The sequence below is a fragment of the Mycetocola miduiensis genome (assembly GCF_900115155.1).
GTDB lineage: Bacteria > Actinomycetota > Actinomycetes > Actinomycetales > Microbacteriaceae > Mycetocola_A > Mycetocola_A miduiensis.
In genome coordinates this window covers 210,379-235,697 of sequence record NZ_FOVM01000001.1, presented here as the reverse complement: position 1 = coordinate 235,697, position 25,319 = coordinate 210,379, and the positions used below count along the sequence as shown (strand labels likewise).

Annotated in this window: 20 protein-coding genes, 1 tRNA gene and 1 other RNA gene; 17 read left to right on the top strand and 5 right to left on the bottom strand. The window is 65.8% G+C overall.

Annotated elements, in window-relative coordinates:
* Positions 1-8 precede the first annotated feature (8 nt).
* The 3 genes from ngcE (at position 9) to BM197_RS01065 (ending at position 3,333) form a co-directional block, all read left to right on the top strand.
* Positions 9-1,415 carry an N-acetylglucosamine/diacetylchitobiose ABC transporter substrate-binding protein gene (gene ngcE / locus BM197_RS01075; protein ID WP_090708908.1) on the top strand — a complete coding sequence of 469 codons (1,407 nt, stop codon included), beginning with the start codon at positions 9-11 and terminating at the stop codon, positions 1,413-1,415.
* 113 nt (positions 1,416-1,528) lie between these two features.
* Entirely contained in the window at positions 1,529-2,428 is a 900-nt protein-coding gene (locus tag BM197_RS01070; protein ID WP_245762358.1) for a carbohydrate ABC transporter permease, read from the top strand.
* Positions 2,425-3,333 carry a carbohydrate ABC transporter permease gene (locus BM197_RS01065; protein WP_090708050.1) on the top strand — a complete coding sequence of 303 codons (909 nt, stop codon included), beginning with the start codon at positions 2,425-2,427 and terminating at the stop codon, positions 3,331-3,333. The genes BM197_RS01070 and BM197_RS01065 overlap by 4 nt, the downstream gene beginning before the upstream one ends.
* 13 nt (positions 3,334-3,346) lie before the next feature.
* Here BM197_RS01065 and xylB read toward each other — a convergent pair whose 3' ends face one another.
* A complete protein-coding gene (gene xylB / locus BM197_RS01060) occupies positions 3,347-4,744 on the bottom strand; it encodes a xylulokinase (protein WP_090708048.1) in 1,398 nt (465 codons plus the stop codon).
* Between the two features lie 140 nt (positions 4,745-4,884).
* Positions 4,885-6,075: a xylose isomerase gene (gene xylA / locus BM197_RS01055; protein WP_090708047.1), complete on the bottom strand. Its 1,191-nt coding sequence runs from the start codon at positions 6,073-6,075 to the stop codon at positions 4,885-4,887.
* Between the two features lie 107 nt (positions 6,076-6,182).
* Here xylA and BM197_RS01050 point away from each other — a divergent pair, with 107 nt between their 5' ends.
* The 6 genes from BM197_RS01050 to BM197_RS01025 all read left to right on the top strand — a co-directional run bounded on the left by BM197_RS01050 (position 6,183) and on the right by BM197_RS01025 (position 13,411).
* Positions 6,183-6,884, top strand: a complete 702-nt coding sequence (locus BM197_RS01050; RefSeq protein WP_090708045.1) for a ThuA domain-containing protein — start codon at positions 6,183-6,185, stop codon at positions 6,882-6,884.
* Positions 6,869-7,966, top strand: a complete 1,098-nt coding sequence (locus BM197_RS01045) for a Gfo/Idh/MocA family protein (RefSeq protein ID WP_090708043.1) — start codon at positions 6,869-6,871, stop codon at positions 7,964-7,966. Before BM197_RS01050 ends, BM197_RS01045 begins: the two co-directional genes overlap by 16 nt.
* A gap of 134 nt (positions 7,967-8,100) precedes the next feature.
* Complete coding sequence (locus tag BM197_RS01040; protein WP_090708042.1) at positions 8,101-9,285, top strand: ROK family transcriptional regulator; 1,185 nt, start codon at positions 8,101-8,103, stop codon at positions 9,283-9,285.
* Positions 9,286-9,529: 244 nt separating this feature from the next.
* The gene (locus BM197_RS01035) at positions 9,530-10,759 is read left to right on the top strand and encodes a multidrug effflux MFS transporter (RefSeq protein ID WP_090708040.1); all 1,230 of its coding nucleotides are present in this window, start codon (positions 9,530-9,532) and stop codon (positions 10,757-10,759) included.
* A gap of 160 nt (positions 10,760-10,919) precedes the next feature.
* The gene (locus tag BM197_RS01030) at positions 10,920-13,223 is read left to right on the top strand and encodes a carbon starvation CstA family protein (RefSeq protein ID WP_090708039.1); all 2,304 of its coding nucleotides are present in this window, start codon (positions 10,920-10,922) and stop codon (positions 13,221-13,223) included.
* Positions 13,220-13,411: a YbdD/YjiX family protein gene (locus BM197_RS01025; RefSeq protein ID WP_090708037.1), complete on the top strand. Its 192-nt coding sequence runs from the start codon at positions 13,220-13,222 to the stop codon at positions 13,409-13,411. Before BM197_RS01030 ends, BM197_RS01025 begins: the two co-directional genes overlap by 4 nt.
* A gap of 117 nt (positions 13,412-13,528) precedes the next feature.
* On the opposite strand, the gene BM197_RS01020 is transcribed toward BM197_RS01025, so the two are convergent.
* Positions 13,529-14,341 carry a DUF2382 domain-containing protein gene (locus BM197_RS01020; protein ID WP_090708035.1) on the bottom strand — a complete coding sequence of 271 codons (813 nt, stop codon included), beginning with the start codon at positions 14,339-14,341 and terminating at the stop codon, positions 13,529-13,531.
* A 250-nt stretch (positions 14,342-14,591) separates the two neighbouring features.
* Between BM197_RS01020 and BM197_RS01015 the strand changes: the two genes are divergently transcribed.
* From BM197_RS01015 to BM197_RS00990, 6 genes are all read left to right on the top strand, one after another.
* Entirely contained in the window at positions 14,592-15,305 is a 714-nt protein-coding gene (locus tag BM197_RS01015; RefSeq protein WP_090708034.1) for a phosphatase PAP2 family protein, read from the top strand.
* Positions 15,302-16,102, top strand: coding sequence for a hypothetical protein (locus tag BM197_RS01010; protein WP_090708032.1), 801 nt, complete (start codon positions 15,302-15,304; stop codon positions 16,100-16,102). The genes BM197_RS01015 and BM197_RS01010 overlap by 4 nt, the downstream gene beginning before the upstream one ends.
* Before the next feature lie 34 nt (positions 16,103-16,136).
* The gene (menC, locus tag BM197_RS01005; RefSeq protein WP_090708031.1) at positions 16,137-17,249 is read left to right on the top strand and encodes an o-succinylbenzoate synthase; all 1,113 of its coding nucleotides are present in this window, start codon (positions 16,137-16,139) and stop codon (positions 17,247-17,249) included.
* A gap of 161 nt (positions 17,250-17,410) precedes the next feature.
* Positions 17,411-18,673 carry an FAD-binding protein gene (locus tag BM197_RS01000; protein WP_090708029.1) on the top strand — a complete coding sequence of 421 codons (1,263 nt, stop codon included), beginning with the start codon at positions 17,411-17,413 and terminating at the stop codon, positions 18,671-18,673.
* A 172-nt stretch (positions 18,674-18,845) separates the two neighbouring features.
* Positions 18,846-20,696 (top strand): helicase HerA-like domain-containing protein, encoded by a 1,851-nt coding sequence (locus BM197_RS00995; protein ID WP_090708028.1) that lies wholly within the window; start codon positions 18,846-18,848, stop codon positions 20,694-20,696.
* A 272-nt stretch (positions 20,697-20,968) separates the two neighbouring features.
* Entirely contained in the window at positions 20,969-21,553 is a 585-nt protein-coding gene (locus BM197_RS00990; protein ID WP_090708026.1) for a GNAT family N-acetyltransferase, read from the top strand.
* On the opposite strand, the gene BM197_RS00985 is transcribed toward BM197_RS00990, so the two are convergent.
* On the bottom strand, positions 21,550-22,101 hold the full coding sequence (locus BM197_RS00985) for a hypothetical protein (RefSeq protein WP_143094955.1): 552 nt from the start codon (positions 22,099-22,101) through the stop codon (positions 21,550-21,552). The genes BM197_RS00990 and BM197_RS00985 overlap by 4 nt on opposite strands.
* A 168-nt stretch (positions 22,102-22,269) precedes the next feature.
* Positions 22,270-22,357, bottom strand: a tRNA-Ser gene (locus BM197_RS00980).
* 117 nt (positions 22,358-22,474) lie between these two features.
* Here BM197_RS00980 and ffs point away from each other — a divergent pair.
* Both ffs and BM197_RS00970 read left to right on the top strand, forming a co-directional pair.
* An RNA gene (ffs, locus tag BM197_RS00975) (signal recognition particle sRNA small type) lies at positions 22,475-22,571 on the top strand.
* Between the two features lie 294 nt (positions 22,572-22,865).
* The gene (locus tag BM197_RS00970) at positions 22,866-25,319 is read left to right on the top strand and encodes a phosphoketolase family protein (protein ID WP_090708022.1); all 2,454 of its coding nucleotides are present in this window, start codon (positions 22,866-22,868) and stop codon (positions 25,317-25,319) included.

The following is a 25,319-nucleotide window of genomic DNA, read 5'->3' as shown; positions in this document are numbered from 1 at the left end:
TCACCATGATGAACATCCAGAACGTCACTATGGACCGAAGGAACGTCCTCCGCGGCGCTGTTGCCGCCGCGATTCTCATCCCGCTGGGCTCCACGCTCGCCTCGTGTGCGACGGGCGGCCCATCCACCACCGCGCCGGGGGGAACGGTTTCGAAAACGAACCCGTTCGGCATGGCGGACAATTCGACCGTCGACGCCGTCATCTTCGACGGCGGTTACGGCGTCGACTACGTCGAGTACGCCGCGAAGATCCTCGAGAAGAACCACGACGGTTCAACCGCCAAGGTGGCGTCGTCGACGCAGATCTCCCAGGAGCTCCAGCCGCGCTTTGTTGGCGGAAACCCGCCTGACCTCATCGACAACTCCGGTGCCCAGGCGATCGGCTTCAACACCATCCTCGACCAGCTCGAGGACCTTCAGGATGTCATCGACGCTGACAACCTCGAGGGCGACAAGATCTCGGACACGCTCTACGGCGGAGTGCTCAAGCCGGGTACCTTCGACGGCAAGCTCGCCGCGATCAACTACGTGCTCACCGTGTACGCGGTGTGGTACTCGTCGAGCCTGTTCGAAGAGAACGGCTGGACGCCCCCGACCACCTGGGCCGAAGCGCTCGATCTCGGTGCGAAAGCCAAAGCTGCAGGCAAGTATCTGTTCGTCTTCGGTAAGGAAGCAGCGACGTACTACCAGACCCTCGCCATCGAGTCGGCGATCAAGGAAGGCGGCGACGAAGTACGGCTCGCCCTCGAGAACCTGCAGGAAGGCTGCTGGTCGCTGCCTGCAGTGCAGAGCGTCTTCGAAGCGATGCACGAGATCATCGCGGCTGGCTACATGAAGCCGGGCGGATCGGGAACCCAGTTCACCGCGGCGCAGGCGCAATGGAGCAACGACCAGGAAGCACTGCTGTACCCGTCGGGTTCCTGGATCGAGAACGAGATGAAGGACAACACCGCTGAGGGCTTTGAGATGAGGGGCTTCCCGGCGATGGTCGTCTCCGAAAACTCCGCCATGCCGGTCGAGGCGCTGCACTCCACGGCAGGCGAGCCGTTCATCGTCCCGTCGCAGGGCAAGAACGTCGCCGGGGGCAAGGAGCTTCTCCGCACGATGCTGTCGAAGGATGCCGCGACGAACTTCGCGAAGACGAAGCTCGCCCCGACGATCGTCAAGGGCCTCGTTCCCGCCGACGGTTTCGGCTCCACCGCCCTGGTCTCGCAGACCGACATGCTCGATGCCGCCGGTGAGAACATCTTCACCTGGGGCTTCGTCGACCTGTACGGCATGAACCAGGACCAGCTTGTCCCGTGGAACACCTTCCTCGAAGGCAAGTCTGATGTCGCCACTCTGACCGCGGCCCTCCAGACCATCACCGACAAGGTGAGGGAAGACGATTCGGTGAATAAAATCGAGGTCAAATGACCGCGGCCGGCGCAAACCCAGGGCCTGCGATTGCATCAACCCTGGCACCCTCCGGCGGTCGAAAGACCGCCGTGGGGCGCCGGCGCAAGCTCACGGTCGACTACGTGACGTTCATGCTGGTCTTCCTTGGGCTTCCGCTGGCAATCTTCCTGATCTTCGTGATCTGGCCGTTCATCCAGGCGGTGTTCTACTCGCTGACCGACTGGTCGGGGTTCAGCCCCGAAATGAACATCATCGGCATTGAGAACTACATTCGGCTCTTCAACGACGACATCTTCATGACGGCGCTGGGGAACAATATCCTGCTGGCCATCGTCGTCCCGCTGGTCACGATTGTGCTCTCGCTCGCCCTCGCCACGATGGTCACCGTCGGTGGGCCGAGCCACGGGCCCATTCGAGGGCTCCGTAACTCCAGCTTCTACCGTGTCGTCTCGTTCTTCCCGTACGTCATCCCCGCCATCATCATCGGCATCCTGTGGAGCCAGATCTACACCCCCGGCGGGCTGCTCAACGGCATCTTGGGACTCTTCGGACTCGACATGTTCGAGTCCTTCCCCTGGCTCGGCGATGAGCGAACGGCGATGGGAGCGACCATCTTCGTCATCGTCTGGAGCTTCGTCGGCTTCTACATGGTGCTCTTCGTCGCCGCGATCAAGGGGGTGCCTGCGGAGACGTATGAAGCCGCTCGCATCGACGGCGCCGGGCGTGCCCGCACCGCATTCTCCATCACGATCCCGCTGATCCGCGACAACATCCAGACCGCGTACATCTACCTGGGCATCCTCGCGCTCGACGCCTTCGTTTACATGCAGGCGTTGAACCCGAGCGGTGGCCCGAACAACTCGACGCTCGTGATGAGCCAGCAGCTGTTCCGGACCGCGTTCAACAAGGGTGAGTTCGGGCAGGCCAGTGCGATGGGTGTCGTCCTCGCCGTCGTCACCCTGGTCTTCGCGGCCATCGTCTTCGTCGTGAACCGCCTCACCGGCGGCAAGGACGAGGGAGGTCGGGCATGACAACCCAAGCCATCACCACCGCAGGTTCGCGGAAGGGCACGGTGAAACCCGTTTTCACCCGCAAACCGAAGAACACACCGGGCGATAGAGCGGTCGGGGTGATCTCGCACACCGCCCTGATCATCTGGTCGCTGATCGTCATCCTCCCGCTTCTCTGGACGCTCATGACGAGCTTCAAGACGACCCGGGAGATCTTCGCCTCGCCGTTCTCACTGCCGGCGAACTGGAATTTCGACAACTACGTCTCGGCGTGGACGCAGGAGGGAATCGGCAACTACTTCCTCAACACCGTCATCGTCGTCGGGTTCGCCCTCGTCATCGTCATGGTTCTCGGCGCGATGTGCGCGTATGTGCTTGCACGCTACAAGTTCTTCGGCAGCCGCGCGATCTACTACCTCATGCTTGCCGGGCTCACCTTTCCGGTGTTCCTCGCGATCGTTCCGCTGTTCTTCGTACTCCGTAACATCGGGCTGCTCAACACGCTGCCGGGGCTCATCCTCACCTACGTCGCTTTCGCGCTGCCGTTCACGGTGTTCTTCCTCTATTCCTTCTTCAAGGGGCTGCCTGACGAGATCGCCGAGGCGGCCGCCATCGACGGCGCAGGTGAGTGGCGGACCTTCTTCCAGGTGATGCTGCCGATGGCGAAACCGGGCATGGCATCCGTCGCGATCTTCAACTTCCTCGGCCTCTGGAACCAGTTCCTGTTGCCGGTGGCGTTGAACACGAACAAGGACAACTACGTTCTCTCGCAGGGCATGGCATCCTTCGCGTCATCGGCGGGTTATGCCGTGGACTTCGGTGCGCTGTTCGCCGCTGTGGTGATCACGATCGTGCCGGTGCTGATCGCGTATGTGATCTTCCAGCGCCAGCTGCAGGGTTCGGTCAGTCAGGGGACGATGAAGTAACGGATGCCGCCGGTCAGGCCCGGCGCGCCCGGTACTGCTCGCGGATGACGGGTCGATAGTCGACGGCGGGCTCAGCGACGACCGACAGCGGCCAGGAGGGGCGGTCGCCGGTCAGCGCCCAGGCAGCCTGGGCCGCGGCCCCAACGGCGACGTACTCGCCCGGGGTTGGAATGACGACCGGAACGTCGAAGACCTGCGCGGCGATCCGCTGAACCGCCGGGTTTTGCGCGGCGCCCCCGATGAGAAGGATGCGGTGGGCGTCGACGCCCTGCGCTCGCACCGCCTCGAGCCCGTCGGCAAGGCCACAGAGCAGCCCTTCGATCGCGGCACGGGCCAGGTTCGGCCGCGTCGTCGAGCCGAGGGTCATGCCGAACAGCGTTGCTGTGGCGTCCGGGAGGTTCGGCGTGCGTTCGCCCTCGAAGTAGGGCTGCAGCACGAGGCCGCCGGAACCGGGTTCGGCTGTGAGCGCGAGATCGCCGAGCTCGTTCTGGCTGACCCCGAGGAGCGCGGCGAGAGAGTCGACGATACGCGCCGCATTGAGTGTCGCGATGAGGGGCAGGAACAGTCCTGACGCGTCGGCGAACCCGGCAACCGTGCCTGTGGCATCCGTTGCAGGGGTTTCGGTCACGGCGAAGACGGTGCCGCTCGTCCCGATCGAGAGGACGACGTCACCGGATGCCGCCCCAAGGCCGAGCGCGGCGCCTGCGTTGTCGCCTGCGCCGGGGCCGACGAGGGTGCCAGTCGTCGTGATACCTGCCTGCTCCCCAGGGCCGAGCACGCGGGGAAGGGCGGCCGAGTGGCCGAGGGCGCGTTCGAACAGGTCGAGGTCGTATTCACCGGTGACGGCGGACCAGTATGCGGTACCCGAGGCGTCGGACCTGTCGGTTGTCAGCTCCTCGAGAACTGGGCCGAGCTCGGAGTCGTCGACCGGGCCGAAGCCGCGGAGGCGCCAGGTCAGCCAGTCGTGGGGGAGCGCGACAGCGGCGACGCGGGCTGCGTTCTCGGGTTCCGCGTCGCGCAGCCAGCGGAGCTTCGCCGCCGTGAACGAGGCCACAGGGACGACGCCGAGCCGCTCGGCGTATTCGTTCGCCCCGACCTCGTCGATAAGGTCGCGCGCGGCCTGTGCGCTGCGGGTGTCGTTCCACAGGAGGGCGTCGCGGATCACCCGGCCGTCCTCGTCCAGCACGACCATGCCGTGCTGCTGCCCCGCGACCGAGATCGCCACGACGTCATCCAGCCCGCCGGCAGCGGAGATCGCTGACTGGAGCGCCTCCCACCACGCCGACGGCGCCACCTCCGTGCCCGCCGGGTGTGGTGCACGGCCCTTCCTCACGATGTCGCCGGTGTCGGCGTCGACGATCACGATCTTGCAGCTCTGGGTCGATGAGTCGACGCCGGCGACGAGGGCCATGAGGTACCTTTCGGGGTTCTGGTGTGGGAGTGCGCATAACTCCGCTAATCCGCGGGGCGGCATCCGTTGCCTCAGTGAGTTACCGGCTAGCGGCAACCCACTGAGGAAATTCTGGCGGAGTTATGCGCAGGCTGCTGGGATCAGCGGGCGTTGAGCAGGTGCTCGAGCGCCAGCTGCTGGAGGCGGACGAAGCCGAAGCCCTTGCCGTTGAAGTAGGCGTTGGCGTCGAACTCCTCGTAGGCCGAACGGTCGGCGAGGAAGTCGTCGTAGCTTTCGCCCGCGCCCAGGGTCGGGGTGGACAGCTCGTCGACGCGCGAGGCGGCGAGGGCCGCCTGCACCTCGGGGTCGGCACGGAACGCCGCTGCCCGCTCCTTAAGCAGAAGGTAGGTGCGCATGTTCGCTGCAGCGGACTCCCAGACGCCGGTCTCATCTTCGGTGCGGCTGGGCTTGTAATCGAAGTGGCGCGGGCCGTCGTACGCCGGTCCGCCGTTGGGGCCACCGTTTTCGAGCAGGTCGACGAGCGAGAACGCATTCTGCAGGTCGCCGTGACCGAACACGAGGTCCTGGTCGTACTTGATGCCGCGCTGGCCGTTCAGGTCGATGTGGAACAGCTTGCCCGCGTCGAGCGCCTGGGCGATGCCGGCGGTGAAGTTGAGCCCGGCCATCTGCTCGTGACCGACCTCGGGGTTGACGCCGACGAGTTCGGGGCGCTCCAGGGTGTGGATGAAGGCGATGGCGTGGCCCAGGGTCGGCAGCAGGATGTCGCCGCGCGGCTCGTTCGGCTTCGGCTCGATCGCGAAGCGGATGTCGTAGCCCTTGTCGGTGACGTAGTCGCCGAGCAGGTTGACTGCCTCGCGGTAGCGCTCGAGTGCGCCGCGGATGTCCTTGGCTGCGTCGTACTCGGCGCCCTCGCGGCCGCCCCACATAACGAAGGTCTTCGCGCCGAGCTCTGCGGCGAGATCGACGTTGCGCATCACCTTGCGGAGAGCGAAGCGGCGCACGGCGCGGTCGTTCGAGGTGAAGCCGCCGTCCTTGAAGACGGGAGCCGAGAAGAGGTTCGTGGTGACCATCGGCACGATGATGCCGGTGTCTGCGAGGGCCTGCTTGAGGCGGTCGATCTGCTTCTGGCGCTCCGCGTCTGTCGAACCGAAGGCGAAGAGGTCGTCATCGTGGAAGGTGAGGCCGTATGCGCCGAGTTCCGAGAGCTTCTCGACGCCGTGCACCACGTCGAGGGGTGCGCGGGTGGGGCCGCCGAAAGGGTCGGCTCCGTTGTATCCGATGGTCCAGAGCCCGAACGAGAATTTGTCTTCGCGGGTGGGGGTAAGTGACATGAACGTGCTCCGTTTTCAGCGTCGTTGGTGATATGTTGGTTATTAAAACATATTACAGGGACGGGGACAAGAATCGCACCGTGCGCCAATGAACGAAAAGGACAACGATGACCGTGCAGCGCAGGGCCCTCATCGTCCGCGGAGGCTGGGACGGACACCAGCCCATCGAGACGACGAACAGCATGATTCCGTTCCTCGAGTCCAACGGATTCGAGGTCCGGGTGGAGGACTCGACGGCGGTTTACGCGGATGCCGACTATCTCGCGACGGTCGACCTCATCGTGCAGACCAACACGATGAGCACCATCGAGGCGGACGAACTGGCCGGGCTCATCGCTGCGGTTCGGAGCGGGACAGGCCTTGGCGGATGGCACGGCGGGATCGCTGACTCATACCGCAACAGCGCCGATTACCTGCACATGATCGGCGGGCAGTTCGCGCACCATGCGGCCAAGGCACCCAAAGACCAGCTGGACGGGACCCAGGCAGACAACTACCTGCGTCACACCATTAACATCGTGCCCGAGCGCGCCGACCACCCGATCGTGGCCGGACTCAGCGACTTCGAACTGGAAACCGAGCAGTACTGGGTTCTCAGCGACGACCACAACGATGTGCTCGCCTCGACGACCGTCGCCGCACGGGACTTCGACGCCTGGAACCGACCGGTCACAACACCGGCCGTCTGGACCAGGCAATGGGGGAACGGCCGAATTTTCGTATGCACCGCCGGGCACCGCCTCGAGGTGCTCGACAACCCAAACGTCCGGACCATCGTTGAAAGGGGACTGCTGTGGGCAGCCCGTTGAGAGTCGGCGTGATCGGCGTGGGGCACATCAGCGCCCAGTATTTCGAGCAGTTCCCGGCGCTCCCCGGCATTCGCCTCGTCGCAGTCGCAGACCTGAGCGCCGAGCGCGCAGCGGCCGTCGCCGCCGAGCAGGGTGTGCGCGCCCTGGGCGTCGATGAATTGATCGCGGATCCCGACGTCGACATGGTTCTCAACCTGACGATTCCTGCGGCGCACGCAGAGATCGGCATCCGCGCGCTGAAGGCCGGCAAGCACGTCTACGGTGAGAAGCCACTTGCGCTCAGCCCTGACGAAGGCGCTCCCCTTCTCGCGCTCGCCGCGGAGCGCGGACTGCGGGTCGGAAGTGCCCCGGACACGGTCCTGGGGACGGGCGTACAGACGGCGCGCCGCCTCCTCGACGACGGCGCGATCGGTGAACCGGTTGCCGCAGCGGTGCACTGGAGCGCGGCCGGCCATGAGCGGTGGCATCCAGCGCCCCAGTTCTATTATCAGCCGGGTGGTGGGCCGCTGTTCGACATGGGTCCGTATTACCTGACCAGTCTGGTCACGCTGTTCGGCCCGGTACTCCGGGTGTCAGGAACATCGCGCCGATCCGTGCGCGAGCGGTCGATTGCGACCGGGCCGCTGGCAGGGACCGCCATTGCCGTCGAGGTCGACACGCACATCAACGCGCTGCTCGAGCACGCCGACGGTGTCACGGCGACCGTGACGATGAGCTTCGACGTGTGGGCGACGAAGACGCCCCTGTTCGAGGTGTACGGCACCTCAGGCACCCTGGCCGTACCCGACCCGAACCAGTTCTCCGAACCCGTCTCGCTGTACACCGCCGACGAGCCGGGCTGGACGACGGTCGAAGCATCCGTCGGTTACCGTGACGCTGGGCGAGGGTACGGCCTTGCCGATATGGCCCGAGCCATCGAGACCGATCGCCCGCACCGGGCCTCGGGCGAGTTGGCGTTCCACGTGCTCGAGATCATGGATGCCGTGCTGCGCGCCGGCAGGGAGCACAGGGTCGTTGAGCTGTCCAGCACGGTCAAGCGCCCCGAGGCGGTGCCAGAAGGCGCGACGCCGGACTCATGGTGACGAACCGGCGACAGTCGGCAGAGAAAGAGTTCGGTATCGTTCGTCTGGACTATGAAATCCTCGAACGCTCGCCCACGAACCGTGCGCACTGGTGCGCCTCAGCTGCCGGCAGCCACAGAACTCCGAGCTGACCGATGAACAATCGCGGAACCAACCTCGATACGGTTCGGCGATACAACCTGTCTCGGATCCTCGGGCTCGTTCACCACAGCGGAGCTGTGTCTCGATCGACGCTGACCCGGGAGACCGGGCTCAACCGCTCGACCGTTGCCGCGCTGGTCGGCGAACTCACCGCGCTTCGCCTCGTCATCGAGGTCGAGCCAGCCGGAACCCGCAGTGTCGGCAGGCCGTCGCCCGTGGTTCGCCCGCACCCGGACTGCGTGGCGTTCGCGGTGAACCCAGAGCAGGATGCCATCACCGTCGGAGTCGTGCGCATGCACGGGCACGTGATCACACAGGTGAGGCACGAACTGGAAGAACCGCTGGGGGTGGCAGAAACGGTGCAGGTGACCGCCCGGCTGATCGCCGAACTGCGGGCCGGGCTGCCGGCATCCGTCGTGGTCGCCGGTGTCGGGGTGGCTGTTCCCGGGTTGGTGCGCACACCGGACGGCCTCGTGCGCCTGGCGCCGCACCTCGGCTGGGTTGATGAACCCGTGGCTACTCTCCTTGCTGAAGCGACCGGGTACGCCTGTTTCGCGGCCAACGATGCAAGCCTCGGAGCGCTCGCCGAGCACATCTTCGGCGCGGGCCGCGAGGTCAGCAACCTGATCTACCTCAACGGCGGGGCGAGCGGCATCGGAGGCGGCGTGATCGCCAACGGGATGCCCCTCGGCGGCGCCGGCGGCTACGCAGGCGAATTCGGGCACAACCTCGTCACCGCGCCCGATGGGCCCGCCGAGCCTTCCACAGGGGGAGTGCTCGAGGATGAGGTCAACCGGGGCCGCCTGCTCGAGCTGCTGGGCCTCAAGTCTGCCGATCCGGTGGAACTGGAGCGGGCGCTGCTCGAGTCGGACGACGCAGAGGTGCGCCGTGAGGTGTCGCGGCAGCTGGGCATCCTCAGCATCGCGATCCGGAACGCAATCAACGTGCTCAACCCGGAACTCGTGGTTCTGGGCGGGTTCCTCGGCTCGCTTCATGCGATTGACGCGGATCTGCTTGAAAGGCTCGTGGCCGGGCAGACGCTTTCGGCGTCGTACGAGGACGTGCGCATCGTACGTGCGACGCTCGGGCCGGATCTGCTGCTGATCGGGGCGGCCGAGTTGGTGTTCGAGCCGCTTCTCGCCGATCCGGCCGGCGTGGCCGCGCGCGCGGGAGCCTGACGCCGGTCAACAGGAGGGTTGGTCCTGCAAACGGGCATTTCTCCTGTCGAGCGTTCGAGTCGCGGATTGCCACCTGTTGAGTGCACGGGCTCTGCCACTGGTACTGCCTTTTCGTCCAGGTCGAATCGATTCGATTTCTGTCGCCGAACGGGAATACCACCCCGACCAAGCGGTTACGTTCAGGGCACCGGTAGTCGGCCGGGGCATTCCCGGCTCTCCCGCTCGTACCAAGGACTGAACTTTCATGACCACCGTTGTGCACCCAGGCGACGCGCTCTCGCGCCGGCAGAGACTCGTCTACATTGTCATCCTCGGGGCGCTCACGGCGCTGGGTCCATTCACCATCGACCTGTACCTGCCGGCGTTCCCCGTGCTTGAGAACGAGCTCAACGTCTCTGCGACGCTCATCCAGCTCACCCTCACCGGTACGACCATCGGCTTCGCAGTCGGCCAGTTGTTCATGGGCCCGTGGAGCGACAAGGTCGGGCGTCGCCTTCCGCTGCTCCTAGCGACAAGCGTGCACATCGCCGCGAGCGTCGGCGCCGCATTCGCCCCGGACATCGTCTGGCTCGGCGTCTTTCGGGTGCTCCAGGGTGCAGGCGCAGCGGCAGGCGGTGTCGTGGCGATGGCGATGGTGCGTGACCTCTTCGGCGGGAAACCGCTGGTCAGGATGCTGTCGCGCCTCGCACTCGTGAACGGCCTCGCCCCGATCTTCGCCCCGGTGATCGGATCGCAACTGCTGCGATTCCTCGACTGGCGCGGCCTGTTCGTGTTCCTCGCCTTGTACGGGGTGCTCGTGATCATCGCCGTGTCGCTCTTCATCGTCGAGACATTGCCTCCTGAGCGCCGCGTGGTCGCCGGCCACTCGACTGCTCGTGAGCGTTACCGTGCCGTGTTCAGCGACCGGGTTTTCGTCGGCGTCGCCCTGATCGGAGGGATGAGCTTCTCCGGACTGTTCGCCTACCTGTCGGCCTCCTCGTTCCTGTTCCAGGACGTGTACGGGCTCAACCCGCAACAGTACGGTTACCTCTTCGCGATCAACTCGCTCGGCATCGTCCTCGGCGTGCAGATCTCGTCACGACTGATGCGGCGCTACGGCCCGCAATGGATCCTCGGCGTGACCACCGCCGTCCAGGCCCTCGCCGCCCTGGCCATCGTGGTGCTCGCGGAGTCCGGTGTCGGGTTCCTGGGCGTACTCATCCCGCTGTTCTGTTTCATCACGGCTGCCGGCTTCGGTTTCCCCGCCGTTCAGGTGCTCGCCCTGGTGAACCACGCCCGTGAGGCGGGCACCGCGGCATCCGTTCTCGGCGCCCTGAACTTCGGACTCGCCGGGGTTATCTCACCGATCGTCGGCTGGCTCGGCATCGACACCGCTGTGCCGATGGGGTCGGTGATGTTCGCGACGGCCCTCGTGTCGATCGGCGCCCTGTGGCTGGTCGTGCAGCCGAAGCGGGTGCCAGCGCTCGTCGGGTAACGGGCAACCCTCAACCACGGGTCTCTTTGGCGCTGCCACTCCAGCCGATCAGTGGCCCCCGTTCGGGCCGCCGCGGCTGTAGCATCGGAGCTAACACAAGCTCGCGACGTGGCGGAACGGATGCCACGCAGCGCGGGTAAAAAGCGACTGAGGGGTTCCGATGAGTTACGACGCCAGGCACGAGAAAGACAGTGCCGTTCCGGCCAGCACCACGGCGGCCACGATCGAGCAGGATCCCACCCTGCCCCCGGTCGCTGTCCCCGACGACGAGCGGGAGGCAGAGGAGCGCCACTGGACTCCCGCGAAGATCGCCATCTGGGCGGCGATCGCCCTGCTCGGCGGTGTGGCCTGGGTCATGCTCGCTGTGGTTCGCGGCGAAACCGTGAACGCGATCTGGTTCGTCTTCGCCGCTGTCTGCACCTACCTCATCGCCTACCGCTTCTACTCGAAGTTCATCGAACGGGCGATTACCAGGCCAGACGACCGGCGGGCGACACCGGCCGAGTACAACGCCAACGGCAAGGACTACGTCCCCACCGACCGGCGCGTGCTCTTCGGTCACCACTTCGCCGCGATCGCCGGAGCGGGTCCGCTGGTCGGCCCCGTCCTCGCCGCACAGATGGGTTACCTGCCCGGCACGCTCTGGATCATCGTCGGCGTCATCCTCGCCGGCGCGGTGCAGGACTACCTCGTGCTCTTCTTCTCCACCCGCCGGGGCGGCCGTTCGCTCGGCCAGATGGCCCGTGACCAGCTCGGCCGGGTCGGCGGAACAGCCGCCATCCTGGCGACGCTCGTCATCATGGTCATCATCGTGGCCATCCTCGCCCTTGTCGTGGTCAACGCCCTCGGCGAGAGCCCCTGGGGTGTCTTCAGCGTCGCGATGACCATCCCGATCGCCCTGTTCATGGGCGTGTACCTGCGCTTCCTGCGCCCAGGCAAGATCACCGAAGTGTCGATCATCGGTTTCGTCCTGCTCATGGCCGCCATCATCGGCGGTGGCATGGTCGCAGACACCGAATGGGGTGCAGCGGCATTCACGCTCGACCGCACGACCATCGCATGGGGCATCATCATCTACGGCTTCATCGCGGCGATCCTCCCGGTGTGGCTGCTCCTCGCCCCGCGCGACTACCTCTCCACCTTCATGAAGATCGGCACGATCTTCATGCTCGCCGCCGCCATCATCTTCGTGCGGCCCGAGATCAGCGTCCCCGCATTCAGCGAATTCGCCGGAAACCCGGCGGGTGGCCCCGTCGTTCCTGGGTCTCTGTTCCCGTTCCTCTTCGTCACCATCGCGTGTGGCGCGCTGAGCGGGTTCCACGCGCTGATCGCATCCGGAACCACTCCAAAGCTCCTCGAGAAGGAACGCCAGGCCCGGTTCATCGGCTACGGCGGAATGCTGATGGAAAGCTTCGTCGCGATCATGGCCCTCGTCGCTGCAATCTCGATCGACCGCGGCCTGTACTTCGCAATGAACGTCTCCGCCGCGAACACCGGCGGGACGATCGAAGGCGCCGTCGCGTTCGTCAACTCGCTAGGCCTCACCGGCGTGAACCTCACCCCTGAGCTGCTCGCCGAAACGGCGAAGAACGTTGGTGAGGAAAGCATCGTCTCGCGCACCGGTGGCGCGCCGACTCTCGCCGTCGGGCTTGCGCACATCATGCAGTCGTTCATCGGCGGCACCGCGATGATGAGCTTCTGGTACCACTTCGCGATCATGTTCGAGGCGCTGTTCATCCTCACCGCCGTCGACGCAGGTACCCGGGTCGCCCGGTTCATGCTCCAGGACACGCTCGGAAATGTCATTCCCCGGTTCCGGGATGCCAGCTGGACGGTCGGTGCCTGGATCTGCACGGCCATCATGGTCGCAGCCTGGGGAGCGATCCTCATCATGGGGGTCACCGACCCACTCGGCGGGATCAATACGCTGTTCCCGCTCTTCGGGATCGCGAACCAGTTGCTCGCCGCAATCGCCCTCGCTGTCTGCCTCGCCATCGTCGCCGACCGCGGGTACTTCAAGTACCTATGGGTCGTCGCCCTGCCGCTCGCGTTCGCAACCGTGGTCACGGTCACCGCGTCGCTGTACAAGATCTTCTCGCCGGTCCCGGCCGTCGGGTACTGGGCGCAGAACGCCGCGTTCCGCAACGCGCTCGAGCAAGGGGAAGAGAGCTTCGGCACCGCGCCGACGAGGGCGGCCATGGAAGCGGTCGTGCGCAACACGTTCGTCCAGGGCACGCTGTCGATCCTCTTCGTCACCCTCACCGTCATCGTGATCGGGATCGCGGTGTACCGCACCATCCGAGCGTTCCAGAACGGTGGAGGTATCAACACCGAGGACCCGATCGTGCCGTCGAGGATCTTCGCCGGTTCCGGGATCTGGTCCAGCAAGGCCGAGAAACGTATCCAGAAAGAGTGGGATGCTCTCCCCGTCGAGCGTCGCCGGGTGAAAGCGAGGCACGAATGAACGTTCTCCAGGCCGGCCTCACCGCCGCCGGGCGCTACGTGAAGGCGGTGATGGGCGACAACGCGTACGAGGTATACCTCGCCCACCATGCAGTCACGCACCCCGATACGCCGCCGATGCCTGAACGTGTGTTCTGGCGTGAACGCGACGACGAGCAGGACCGCAACCCGCAGGGACGCTGCTGCTGACACCGTGAGAGGATCGGATGCCGCGGCATCCGGTCTCAACGCATCCCCGTTCACAGACAAGAAGCGGTCGGCCGGCGAAAAGCCGGCCGACCGCTGTATTGTCTCGGTCAGAGGTACTCAGACGCGGTCGCGATCCGTTCCGCGAACCGTGGTGTCTCCCTCGAGTTCGATCTCTTCGTGAGCGACCTCTTCCGACACGCTCTGCTGCTCGGTGACCGTGTCCTTGTCGAGGCGGACGCGTTCGACAGGAACGGTCTCCTTCTCGATGACCACGCGCTCCTCTGTGAGCGTGACTTCGTGCTCCTCGTTGCTGAGGTCAGGGCCCGACATGGCGTCGCCGACGTTGGCATCCGTGATCGGCTCGCGCTCGAGCCGGACCTCCTCGCGCTGCACCGGAACCGTGACGTTCTGCTGCTCGGTGACGACGTACTTGCGGAGCCGTGCCTTGCCCGTCTGGACTTTCTGGGTGCCGACGTTCAGCTGCTGCTCGGAGCGGGTCATGGCGGAGTCGGTGTTCGGACCGGAGGTGTCCTGTCCTGGGCCGCCGACGGTGTCCCTCCTGCTGGTGTCTGTGTAGTCGGCGGTGTCGGTGTCGCGGTAATCGGCCCCGGCATAGCTGGAGCTCATGCCGTAGTACTCGTAGAGCTTCTCCTGGTCGACCGTGGAGAGCTCGCCGTCCACGTCGATGCGCGGAGCATCCTTGACGAACGCCTTGTCATACGGGACGCGAAGGGTGTCGCCGTCCGGGGTTGCGTTCTCGAGGGGCACGAACGACTCGCTTGTGCCGAAGAAACCGGTGTTGACGCTGGCCCAGACTGGGCGGCCGTCGTCGGGGTCGACGTATACCTGGCCGACCTTGCCGATCTTGTCTCCGTCGTTGTCGTACGCGGTTGCGCCGATGACGGCGTCGATAGAGCTGGTCTCAATCATCGTGAATCTTCCTTTGCTCGACTGTTTTTTTCGCTCAGGGGGCATCAGGCGAGAGACAACAGCCCGGGGTGGGTGCTGCTGGCACAGTCAGTATGCGACGGGATGGCATTGAACCCCGCGGGGCTTGACACTCGATCCTCGGTGCCAGAACATATGCCGCCATCGACCCGGTACAGATCACACCGGGTACGCCGCTGTCAATGTCGGCTGTCAATGACCGTTTCTTCGCGAGCCGGTGCATTATTAACCAATGTCTCAACAACGCGTCGATCCCTCAACACAGGCCGATCCGTCCGCTAAACGCGTCGCCAACCATTGGCCGTGGATTTCGGGAGGAATCGCGCTCGCACTCGGCGTTATCCTCGCCGTTCTCATCATGCAGCGCGCCAACGAACTGCCGTTCGCGCTCGACTCCGAGTGGAGCGAAGAGGTCTTCGATGACGATCGGCTTCCCATCCTCGAATGGCTCTCGTATGGCATGAACTGGCTCGGCGGAGGTGTTTTCGCCACGTTCATTCTGCCGATCGTCGTCGTGATTGTTTTGCTGATCATGAAACGGCCGTGGTCGGCGTTGTTCTTCGCGCTGGCGTCGCTCGCCAGCGTCGCCGTCGTGCAGCTTCTGAAGAACCTGGTCGACCGCGCCCGCCCCGAGGAGATGCTCGTCCTGAGCGATCACGGGTCCTTCCCCTCAGGCCATGCGGCGAACGCGGCGACCATGGCGGTCGCCCTCGGCATCATTTTCCCGAGGCTTTGGGTCTGGATCGCGGGCGCGGTCTGGGTCGCCCTGATGATGTTCTCCCGCACCTACCTCGGCGTGCACTGGCTCACCGACACCATCGGCGGTGCCCTGCTCGGCGCGGGGGTCGTGCTCATCCTCTGGGCACCGTTCGCTGCCAAGATCTCAGGTGAACCGATACGGAAGAAATCGCCGGCCATCCCCGACCGTAAGGAATCGGTGGCGTGACGTCGGCCCGCGAGCAGGCGGATGCCGCCGCGCGCGACTGCGGCGTCGGCATCCGGCCGGCACGGGCGTTGAAGGACTTTGCCGAGATCTCCCGGCTGCTCGATGAGACCTGGGGCCGTGGAGCAGGTGCCGACCCGTCGTTCGTTCAGGCCATCGCCCACGCGGGGAACACCGTGCTGCTTGCTGAACGGGAGGGAGCGACGGTCGGCGCCCTCGTCGGCGTGCTGGGCTGGGATGGCGGGCTGCACGTGCACTCGCACGTGACCGCTGTGACCCCGGCCGCCCGCGGCGGCGTCGGCTTCGCCCTCAAACTGGCCCAGCGTGCGCTCGCCCTCGATCACGACGTGCGCGAGGTGCGCTGGACGTTCGACCCGCTCATCCGCCGCAACGCCCACCTCAACCTGGAGAAGCTCGGCGCGACGGTGCGCGCGTACCTTCCCGACTTCTACGGCCGCCTCGACGATTCCATTTCGGGCGCCGATGCGAGCGACCGATTCGAGGTGAGCTGGCAGCTGGACTCGCCGGGTGTCGACTCGGCTATCTCGCGGGTGCTCGCGCGGGCGTCTTCGCCCGGCGCGGGTGAAAAAGAGCCAGCGCCCGGCGCGAACACCGGCGCGGAGCCCGCTGCCCACGACCACGGCATCCGTTTTGAGCTCCACGAGGACTTCGAGACCCTGCGGTGGAACAACCCGGATGCCGCAGCCGAGTTCCGGGAGGCATCCCGCGCCGTCTTCGTGCCCGCTTTCGAGGAGGGCCTCTCGGTCGAGTTCGTGAACGGCGGCTACCTGTTCACGTAGGGTGACCCCAGCGGTGACACGCTAAGGTCAGGCCATGAAGGTCGAATCGATCACCCTCCACCGTGTCGGGATGCCACTCGTCCGCCCCTTCGAGACGAGTTTCGGCCGTGAAACCGAGCGGGTTGTTCTGCTCGTGCACCTCGTCACCGACGTCGGCGAGGGCTGGGGCGAGTGCGTGGCCGGGAAAACGCCCGGGTACAGCTCCGAGTATGTCGAGGGTTGTGCGCACGTGATCGAACACCATCTCGCCCCGCTGCTCTTTCGCGCCCCCCACGTCAGGGCGGCCGACCTCGAGCGGCTGTTCGCCCCGGTCGTCGGACACCGCATGGCAAAGGCGGCGCTTGAAGCCGCCGTCCTCGATGCCGAGCTGAGGGCATCCGGAATCAGCTTCGCCCACTACCTGGGCGCCGTCCGCACCGAGGTTGACTGCGGCGTCTCCGTCGGCATCAGCCCGTCGATCGATGAACTGCTCACCGAAGTGCAGGGGTACGTCGACGCTGGCTACCGCCGCATCAAACTGAAGATCAAGCCGGGCTGGGATTTTGAACCGGTCCGCAGGGTGCGTGACCTGCTCGGACCGGATGCCGCCCTGCAGGTTGACGCGAACACCGCGTACACGCGGGAGGACATCGCGCACCTCAGCCGCCTCGACGATTCCGGGCTGCTTCTCATTGAGCAGCCGTTCGACGAGGAGGACATCGCCTCGCACGTGGTGCTCGCCCAGGCGATCGAGACGCCGGTGTGCCTCGACGAGTCCATCGTCTCGGTCGGTGTCGCGATCGACGCGATCGACCGCGGCGCCACCTCGATCGTCAACATCAAGCCCGGACGGGTCGGCGGCTACCTGCCTGCGGTCGCGATCCACGACGCCTGCCGTGCCCGCGGCATCCCCGTCTGGTGCGGCGGGATGCTCGAAACTGGCATCGGCCGGGCGATGAACGTGGCGCTCGCCGCGCTGCCCGGGTTCACCCTCCCGGGGGATACCAGTGCGTCCGACCGGTACTACGCCGAAGACCTCACCGAACCGTTCGTGCTCGACGACGGCCGGCTCGCCGTGCCGACCGGCCCGGGCTCCGGGGTGACCGTGCGCACCGAGCTCGTCCGGGAGTGGGGGCTGCAGCCGCCGGTGCTCCTGACGGAACGGTAGTGAGCGAGTGGTCGCGCTGCCTGCGGCCCCTGGTCGCCCGTTCCGGTCGGTCTCACCCGGTGTGCCGTGTTCCGGTCCGTATTGGCATCGCGGCCCAGCATCCCGGTACGGTTCCAGAGGGCGCCACTACGACCCGCGGCTCCGCGCAACGAAAGGCAGCAATGACGAACGTCCTCGGCACGAACTGGTCAGGCAATCACGCATACCGCGCTGCCCGCATTGAAGCGCCGGCCAGTGTCAGCGACGTTCAGGACCTGCTTCGCGGGGCAACGGCGGTGCGGGCGTTGGGGACCCGGCACTCGTTCAACACCATCGCCGACTCGGCCGACCTGCTGATCTCGACCGAGCTGCTGCGTGCCGAGCCGGTCCTCGATGCGGAGGACCGCACGGTGACCGTGGGCGCGGGCATCCGTTACGGGGACCTCGCGGCACAGCTGCAGGAATCCGGGTGGGCGCTGCCGAACCTCGCATCGCTTCCGCACATCTCTGTCGGCGGTGCCATCGCCACCGGGACGCACGGTTCGGGTAACCGGATTCCGTCACTCGCAGCCTCCGTCGCGGCCCTGGAACTCGTCCTGGCCTCGGGGGAGGTGCTGCAACTGCGCCGCGGCGACCCGGACTTCGACGGTGCCGTCGTCAGCCTCGGCGCTCTCGGGATCGTCACCCGGGTCACGCTCGACATCGAGCCAACCTTCGACATCGAGCAGTCCGTGTTCGAGCGACTCCCGTTCGCCGCGGTGGAGTCGAATTTCGACGCGATCACATTCTCGGCCTACAGTGTGTCCCTCTTCACGACCTGGCAGGATCCGGATGTTCTCGACCAGGTCTGGCTGAAGCGGCGGGCGAGCGTGGATGCGGCGGCACCGTCCGACCTGTTCGGTGCGACGGCGGCGCCGGCCGACCGGCATCCGCTGCCCGGCATCTCAGCGGTGAACTGCACCGCGCAGATGGGCGTGTCGGGAGCGTGGCTGGACCGCCTGCCGCACTTCCGGCTGGACTTCACTCCGTCGAACGGTGAAGAATTGCAGAGCGAGTTCCTCGTTCCGCGGCAGCACGCCGTCGCCGCGCTGCGCACCGTGCGGGGTCTTGCCGACCGGATCGCGCCGCTGCTGCAGGTGTGCGAAGTGCGGACGTTTGCCGCAGACAGCCTGTGGCTGAGCGGCGCCTATGGCACGGATGCCGTTGGGCTGCATTTCACCTGGCTCAGGAAACAATCCGACGTCGAGGCGCTGCTGCCGGTGCTTGAGGCGGCGCTCGCGCCCTTCGCTGCCCGTCCGCACTGGGGCAAGCTGTTCTCCGCCGATGCCGCGGCGCTGGAACGCGTGTATCCGCGGCTCCCGGAGTTCCGGGCGCTCGCCGCACGGCTCGACCCCGAGCGTGTGTTCGTGAATGAGTTCCTGGAGCGGACAGTGCTGCCCGCCTGATCCGGCGGTGACGGTGTTCCGAACTTCGGAGATTTTCGTGGATTTGTGTCGCCGGTTCCGGAAATGCGAGCTTTACGGAGCTTTCTCCGAAGTTGTGAAGGGTGTCGGGCGATCTACGCAATCCCTCTGTCGAAACCTCTGGCGAAAAGGTGCCGATGGTTAGGCTCAACCCATGAGCGACGCCACCCGATCAGACCCCCTTGCCGCAGCACGAGCCGAAGCCGCTGCCCTCGCCGCGGCAGCCGAGCAGGCCCAGGCTGCTGCGGCTGCGGCTCTGAAACGGCTCGAGGACGCAGCCGCGGCAGCAGAAGCCGAGGCAACGGCAGCGCAGGCAACCCCCGCGGATGCCGTACCACCGGCACCCGCCGCACCACCGGCATCCGCCGTGCCTGGACCCCTCGGCGCCGACGACGTCGAGAAGATCCGCGCCGGCTACAACTTTGAGGGGCCTGCCCTGCAGATGGGCGCCCTGGTCAACGGTGACGCGCTCCCAGACGTTCAGGTGCGCATCCCGCTCGCGATGATGAACCGGCACGGGCTCGTCGCCGGAGCGACCGGCACCGGCAAGACCCGCACCCTGCAGGGGCTCGCCGAGCAGCTCAGCGCCCACGGCGTGCCGGTCTTTGCCGCTGACATCAAGGGCGACCTGTCGGGGATGGCTCAGCCGGGTGAGGGCAACGAGAAACTGCTGGCCCGCACCAGGGGGATCGGCCAGGACTGGACTCCTGACAGCTTTCCGCTGGAGTACTTCTCACTCGGCGGTGTCGGCAGGGGAGTACCCATCCGGGCGACGATCGCCGGATTCGGACCGATCCTGCTGAGCAAGGTGCTCGGACTCAACGACACGCAGGAATCCAGCCTCGGCCTCGTCTTCCACTACGCCGACCGATCAGGGCTGCCGCTGCTCGACCTGACCGACCTCCGCGCCGTGCTCACATTCCTCGCGAGCGATGAGGGCAAAACCGAGCTCAAGGATCTCGGCGGTCTCTCGAGCGCTACCGTCGGGGTCATCCTGCGCGAGCTCATCATCTTTGCCGACCAGGGCGCCGACGTGTTCTTCGGCGAACCCGAGATCGACACGGCAGAGTTCCTCCGCAACACCGCCGACGGCAAAGGCATCATCAGCCTGCTCGAAGTGCCCGGAGTGCAGGACAAACCGGCCCTCTACTCGACGTTCCTCATGTGGCTGCTGGCTGACCTGTTCAACGACCTGCCCGAGGTCGGTGACCTGGACAAGCCCAAACTGGTCTTCTTCTTCGACGAGGCCCACCTGCTGTTCCAGGACGCGTCAAAAGACTTCCTCGCCCAGATCACCCAGACCGTCCGTCTCATCCGTTCGAAGGGCGTCGGCATCTTCTTCGTGACGCAGACGCCAAAGGATGTCCCCGGCGACGTGCTCGCGCAACTGGGCTCGCGCGTGCAACACCAGTTGCGCGCTTTCACTCCCGACGATGCGAAGGCGCTCCGTGCCACCGTCTCGACCTACCCGAACTCCGGCTACGACCTCGAGGAGACGCTGACAGTGCTCGGCACCGGCGAAGCCATCGTCACGGTGATGAACGAGAAGGGCGCCCCGTCACCGGTCGCCTGGACGCGCCTCCGCGCACCGCAGGGACTGATGTCGCCGAGTCCGGATGCCGCCATCGACGCAGCCGTCGCGGCATCCGCTCTGCTGCCCAGATACGGCACACCCGTCGACCGGGAGTCCGCGCGCGAAATCCTCGCAGCGAAGATGGAAGCCGCGAGTTCGGCTGCGGCCGCTGAGGAAGCAGCCCTGGAACAGGCCAAGGCTGAGGCGGAGTACGCGAAGCAGAAGGCGGCGATGGACAAGGCGCAGGCAGCGGCGCAGAAGAAAGCCGACGCCGAGTATGAGCGGCTGGTGCGCAAAACCCGGGGCACCGGCCGGCGCACGAGCACCCGCAAACAGAAGACCGTGCTCGAAGAAGTTCTCGGCTCCCCGGCGACGAAGACGATCCTCACCGGTGTCGTCGAGGGGATCTTCGGGACCCGCAGGCGACGCTAGCGGATATTTGGGCGGTCATCCTCCGGGTCCAACGAGCAGGTGACATCCGTTCGCTTCTTCTGCGATCCGGGCGACTTTGAGCATGGCGCGCTCGCCGTGCCACAGCACCGGCTGCAAGTGTGATGAGGGCGTGGAGAACGCGGTGCCCACCGGGTGAGGTGCCAGCGGCGAACGTATTCGTCGAGCGTCGCGGTCTGCCAGGTCATGCGTTTCAGCTTTCGAGGGTCGATCCCGCCGACTGTACTCCGACTGTGGGTAAGCTCAGGCGCGTGATGCACATTCGACCGTTCGAGCCCACTGACCGTGCGGATATCGCCGACATTTGCGTCAGGACCGGGGACAACGGGCAGGATGCCACGGGGCTGCACTCTTCGGACGGTCTCCTTCCCGACATCTACGCCCTCCCGTACGCCGACCACGAGCCGGAGTTGGCCTTCGTTGCCGACAACGGCGAGCGCGCGGTCGGATACATCGTCGGCACGGGAAACACGAGGACTTTCGCCGAGTGGTTCAGCGCCGAATGGTGGCCGACGGTCGCCGGGAAGTACCCAAGCGACGGAGAACTCGAACGCTCGATCATCGCCTCGGCGCACAACCCGGAGCGGATGCTCATCGCCGCCGTCGACGAGTATCCCGCCCACCTGCACATCAACCTTCTCCCCGAAGCGCAGGGCCAGGGACTGGGCCGCCGGCTCATCGAGACGCTGGCGGCGGCGCTTGCCGAGCGGGGCGTCCAGGGGCTGCATCTCGTCGTCGGCACCGGGAACACGGATGCCCAGGCCTTCTACCGTCGCGTCGGATTCACCGAACTAGCGTCAAATGAGGGCGGGATCGTGTTGGGGATGAAACTCGCCTAAGGCATCCGGCTGGGGCGGCGCTCGAACCAGTAGAGCATCTCCGGTCGCGTGCTCTGGAGCTCGTCGAGCGTGACCGGGTGGTCGACGTGTTCGATGGGCGCCATGGTCAGGTGCGAGGCGATGCGGTTGATGTCGTTGCGCGACCAGTACTCGCCGCGCATGCGCATGAGTGGGCGGCCGGCGGCATCCAGGACGAACATCTGAAGCCGGGACTGTGAAGCCATCGTGCGATGCATCTCGAGCATGACCACGCGGCCGATCGAGGTGAGGGGCACGCGATTGGTGCCGAAGAAGAATCGCCGTTCGAGCAGGTGCGTCGGCGTCACGCTGACGCACACGCGAAGATAGCGGATCACACCGAGCAGCACGGCGGCGAGAACCACCGTCTGGACGGTGACCACCCATACCCAGTCACCGGTCGGAATGGTGAGCCAGTAGAGCACGAGCAGCACAGGCACACTCAGCGCGAGCAGCGCCGAAATGCCTTGCGCGAGGAGCCCCTGGCGCACGCGAACGGTCACCACCACATCTTCAGTTTCAATCGTCACGTTGCGCCCCCGCTTCGACATTCATTCTGGCGCATGAACATACGAATCGGGTAGCCACCCATACGGGGATTCGTTCACATGACGAAACATCACGAAAAGCCCAACACGCTTTTGTTTCCGACCGCAGAAACGCCCACCGTCTGCGGTGGGCGTTTCTGGTTGTGCAATTGGCGGAGAATGGGGGATTCGAACCCCCGAGGGCGTTAACCCAACACGCTTTCCAAGCGTGCGCCATAGGCCACTAGGCGAATTCTCCTGGCCGGTTTTGACGTTCGCACGTTTTCAACCTCAGCTATCCTATCGTGCTTGCGGAGAGCATCCGACCGCATGGCCCAGCGCGCGCAACCACCGGTCCGGATGTCGTAGAATGGATGTCGGCTCCCCGCGTGGCGCCATCCAGGCCAACTCCCCCAGGACGGAAACGTAGCAAGGGTAACCGGGCTCTGGCGGGTGCGCGGGGAGTCTTATACGTTAACTGGCCGTCAAGGGTAACCGGGGCTGCGCCGTTATGCCGAGGTGCGCGGGGAGTCTTATACGTTAACTGGCCGTCAAGGGTAACCGGGGCTGCGTCGTTATGCCGAGGTGCGCGGGGAGTCTTTTACGTTAACCGCACCGGGCCCGGACGCGTGAGTTCATCCGCTCCGGACGGATGCATGCGGCGCAACGGGTGTCTTCGACCGCAATGGGTGTTCCAGCGGCCCAGCGCGTGTCAACTCCGGCGGCAGCCCTATCGGCAGCCGCACCCCGCTTCCTAAGATGAGCGCATGGCTCCCCAGACGGAAGACACCGAATCACTCGAACTCATCGACGCCTGGTGGAGAGCCGCCAACTACCTTTCAATCGGGCAGATCTACCTGCTGGATAATCCGCTGCTGCGAGAACCGCTCACCGCAGACCACATCAAACCCCGACTTCTCGGGCACTGGGGCACGACGCCCGGCCTCAACTTCGTCTACGCGCACCTCAACCGGGTGATCCGTGAGCGCAGCCAGCCGATGCTCTACATCGCAGGTCCCGGGCACGGCGGCCCCGGCATGGTCGCCAACGCCTATCTCGAGGGAACATACTCCGAGTTCTACGCGCGAATCAGCGAGGACGAAGAGGGGTTGCGGCGGCTCTTCCGCCAGTTCTCGTTCCCCGGCGGCATCCCGAGCCATGTGGCCCCGGAGACGCCCGGGTCGATCCATGAGGGTGGCGAACTGGGCTACGCGCTGAGCCACGCCTACGGCGCCGCCTTCGACAACCCCGACCTCATCGTCGCCGCCGTGGTCGGTGACGGGGAGGCCGAGACCGGTCCGCTCGCAACGAGCTGGCACTCGAACAAGTTCATCGAGCCCCTGCAGGATGGCGTCGTGCTGCCGATCCTGCACCTCAATGGGTACAAGATCGCGAACCCCACGGTCCTCGCCCGCATCCCCGAAGAAGAACTCCTCGACCTGATGCGTGGTTACGGCCACAACCCGTACCTCGTCTCCGGCGGATTCGACGGCGAAGATCCCATGCTCGTGCACGCCCGCATGGCCGAAACGCTCGACGCGGTGATGGATGAGATCGCGGCGATCAAGCGGACCGCCGCCGAGCGGCACGAGGCGGGCGAGGAGTTCGAGCGACCGCGCTGGCCGATGATCATCCTCCGCACACCGAAGGGCTGGACCTGCCCGGCCGTGATCGACGGCGAACCCGTCGAGAACACGTGGCGCGCGCACCAGGTTCCGCTTGCGAACGCGCGCGACACCGCCGAGCACACGAAGATCCTCGAGGACTGGCTGAATTCGTACCGTCCAGACACACTCTTCGACACCGACGGCCGGTTGCGCGAGGATGTCGCCGCCCTGGCCCCGGCCGGGAACCTGAGGATGAGCGCGACCGCCCACGCCAACGGTGGGCTCCTCCGCCGCGACCTCGACCTGCCCGACTTCCGCGAGTACGCCGTCGAGGTCGCGGCCCCGGGCGCGACGACAGCGGAGGCGACGAAAGTGCTCGGCATCTGGCTGGCCGACGTGATCGCCGAGAACCCGCACAACTTCCGCATTTTCGGGCCCGACGAAACGGCATCCAACCGCCTCGCGCCCGCCGTGTACGAGCACACCGGCAAACAGTGGAACGCCGAACTGCTGCCGGTCGACAAGAACCTCTCCAGGGCGGGCCGGGTGATGGAGGTGCTCAGCGAACACCAGTGCCAGGGCTGGCTCGAGGGATACCTGCTCACCGGGCGGCACGGCCTGTTCAACTGTTATGAAGCGTTCATCCACATCGTCGACTCGATGTTCAACCAGCACGCCAAGTGGTTGAAAACCTCACGCGAGATCCCCTGGCGCCTGCCTGTCTCGAGCCTCAACTACCTGCTGTCGAGCCACGTCTGGCGCCAGGACCACAACGGCTTCAGCCACCAGGACCCCGGCTTCATCGACCACGTCGTCAACAAGAAGGCTGATGTCGTGCGGGTCTACCTGCCACCGGATGCCAACACGTTGCTCTCGACGTACGACCACGTCCTCCGCTCGGTCGATTACGTCAATGTCGTCGTCGCCGGCAAACAGCCGCAGGCGAACTGGCTCACCATGGACGAAGCCATCGCCCACTGCAGCCGCGGCCTGGGGATCTGGGACTGGGCCGGCAGCGAGGTGCCCGGCACCGAGCCGGACGTCGTCCTCGCCTGCGCCGGCGACGTGCCGACCCTGGAGACGCTCGCTGCGGCATCCATCCTGCGTGAGCGGCTGCCCGAGCTGAAGGTCCGCGTCGTCAACGTGACCGACCTGATGCGGTTGCAGGCGGCGTCCGAGCACCCCCACGGCCTGTCCGACGCCGAGTACGACACGATCTTCACTACCGAAAAGCCCGTCGTCTTCGCCTACCACGGGTACCCGTGGCTCATCCACCGGCTGACCTACCGGCGCACCGGCCACCCCAACCTGCACGTGCGCGGATACAAGGAAGAGGGCACGACGACGACCCCGTTCGACATGGTCATGCTCAACGACCTCGACCGGTACCGGCTGGTCATCGATGTGATCGACCGGGTGCCCGAACTCGCCGCAACCGCCGCGGGACTGCGTCAGGAGATGCAGGATGCCCGCCTGCGCGCCCGCCAGTACACCCGCGATCATGGCGAGGACGTTCCCGAGGTGGCGAACTGGTCCTGGTCGTCCGACGGCGCTGGGGTCTCGCAGGAAGACGCCCAGGAACGAGTGGACGAAACCGGCGGCGACAACGCCTAA